The sequence below is a fragment of the Methylobacterium sp. 22177 genome (assembly GCF_052045615.1).
Lineage (GTDB): Bacteria > Pseudomonadota > Alphaproteobacteria > Rhizobiales > Beijerinckiaceae > Methylobacterium > Methylobacterium radiotolerans.
The window spans coordinates 1-2,359 of record NZ_JBQEPK010000109.1 but is presented as its reverse complement, the minus strand read 5'-3'; the positions used below and the strand labels follow the sequence as shown (position 1 = coordinate 2,359).

Below are 2,359 nucleotides of genomic sequence, written 5' to 3'. Positions count from 1 at the left end.
CAGCGTTCGCTCTGAGCCAGGATCAAACTCTCACGTTGAAGAGATTGATCTAAGCTGATCACAACATCTTGACAGAGGCTCACAATCATCCTGGCATCACTGCCCGGATAGTGTGAGCTTCTGAAGCGTTAGACAGCTCGCTTCTCTCGATGATCCCGCTCTCGCAGGATCCGCAAGGACAAGCGCCGTCCACGCTTCTCTTTCTCGTATTCACTTGTCAAAGAGCGGCGCCTGCTTACACAAGAGCCATTTGAAGAGCAACAGGAACTGCTCCGGCGCTCGCCGAAAGCTGCTTGCAGTCTTCAGTAGAAGTCCGTCCGAGCGGCCCGCCCTGGCCGGGCACCGCGTCGGGAGGCGCCGTATAGGGCGCCCAATTTCGCCTGTCAATCACCCTTCCACATCGGCCGCGAGGCGCCCCTGAGCTGTGGGCGGCACTGGCTCGCGCCGGCTGCCGTCTCGCACGACCGGGAAGCGGACGCGCAGATCTGCATGGAGCAGCGTCCGCGCCAACCTCCTGTGTCTGGATCCCCTCTCGCATTCGGCAAGCGGAAATCCGAGGCACACTCGCGTTTCGCGTACGTGACAGTCCCTAAACCTAGGGGCCGACGAGTGCTTGCCGATGTCGAGGGATCAGCGACTGCTTTCGCACGCCGGCTGATGAACAGGATATGGCGGGTGCCACCGCGGATCCAAGAGCCTCAACACTCTCGGCAGGCACTTCACAGCGCGCCCGCAGCAACTGAGCTGATGTGGGCATGTGCGAAGCGATTACAAGAGGCTCGAGCTTCTTGTTGGCCGCCGTTTCAGGCGCCCCGGTCCGCTCGGTCTCAGATGGGGTTCCATGGCTCTGCTCCGAGAGACCCTGAAGCCAATCATTCAGGACCACAGCACGCTTTCCGGTCGCGGGCTTCGACGTTGGCGATCATGAGTGATGCAGGGCAGGTCTTTTCGAGCATCGCTCGAAGCAGGGAGCTTCTCAGCCGCATTGCATCCGCAGTTGGCGTTTCGCCTCATGCGTTTCTGAGCGGTGAAGCCCATGGGATTGAGTCCAGTGAAGCATGTGAGCTGCTGCAGCTCTGGTACGGGTTAGAAGACCGCCGGGACCGCCAGAAGCTACTCAAGTTCGCCCGCGCACTCTCATCGCACGAGAATACCCTGTAATCTACGTGCAGGCTGGCGATGGGCTCACGTCGCCGACGTCGGGCAGCCGGCTATAGGTCTCGGCCGGCGCCCCTCTCCTACGCCGCTCGACCTCACCTTGGGCGATGTGTCGCTTGGCGCTGGCAATCAGAAGCTCGCGGCCGGCAACGGCAAGCTCGTCAGCCCGCATGACGCCGACATCACCGATGGTCAGCCACCCTGCAAGCTCGCGGCGAGATCTTCGGGATCGCGCCCCATTGGCGATGATCGTGATGACGTCCGGCCCGACGGTCTCGTCGGCCAAGACCTTCGGCGCCGCCGCGCCCGGCATCCGCTTGGCCATGTTCTCCGCCTTCTTCACCGCCCCGCTCTCGGTCTGCGCCGGCTCCTGCCGGGCCGGGCGCAGCCGCTTCCGGTGCACCTCGAAGCGCTGCACCACGAACGCCGTCCTCCTCGCCATCGTCGACCCTCACCTGTCCAGACCTGCCGAACGCTCTTCGCCGACCGCGCGAGCCGCTTAAGATCCAGCCCAAGCAGGCGTTTTCGATCCGAGTTCACATTCGTCCACCGCCCGGAAAGAAACATCTCGCCCGCAGATTGAACCGAGCCCGCGCATGGGATTTGTTCCGCTTTCGTTCCAACACGGCGGAGCCGCGGGTGCACCTCAACCGGATCGACGAACTGCTGGTCCAGAGCCCCAACGCTGTCCGAGTCCCGCTGATCGGGCAGGCACTCTGCGCCGGCTTCCCGTCCCCGGCCGACGACTTCCTCGAAGGCGCGCTGGAGTTGCCCCGCTGGCTCGTGCCGAACCCGCCCGCCACCTTCCTGTGGCGCATCGCCGGCTCGTCCATGGAGGGGGCCGGCATCTACGACCGCGACCTCGCCTGCGTCGACCGCAGCCTCAAGGCGGGCCATGGCAGCATCGTCGTCGCGGCGGTCGACGGCCAGATGAGCTGCAAGCGCCTCGTCATCGATGGCAACGTCGCCCGGCTCGCTTTCTGCAACCCGGACCTCCCCGCCTTCGCGGTCGACGAACTCGGCGAGGGCGTGATCTGGGGCGTGGTCCGCTTCTCGATCCGCTGGCACGTCGCCCGCGGTCAGCTCTCGTGAGCACGCCCGAGGCGCGCCGGCGCGACCGGATCGGCGGCGGCCGCGCCGTGGCGCTGATCGACGGCAACAGCTTCTACTGCTCCTGCGAGCGCGTGTTCGACCCGAAGCT

The 2,359-nt window shown here is 64.8% G+C and carries 1 protein-coding gene and 1 pseudogene; one reads left to right on the top strand and one right to left on the bottom strand.

Annotation, left to right across the window (positions count from 1 at the left end; all coding sequences use genetic code 11):
• Positions 1–1,350: 1,350 nt before the first annotated feature.
• Positions 1,351–1,600, bottom strand: a pseudogene (locus tag ACTJK8_RS32240) (hypothetical protein).
• A gap of 197 nt (positions 1,601–1,797) precedes the next feature.
• On the opposite strand from ACTJK8_RS32240, the gene ACTJK8_RS32235 reads away from it, so the two are divergent.
• Positions 1,798–2,250, top strand: a complete 453-nt coding sequence (locus ACTJK8_RS32235; protein WP_012329966.1) for a LexA family protein — start codon at positions 1,798–1,800, stop codon at positions 2,248–2,250.
• The last annotated feature ends 109 nt before the right edge of the window (positions 2,251–2,359 follow it).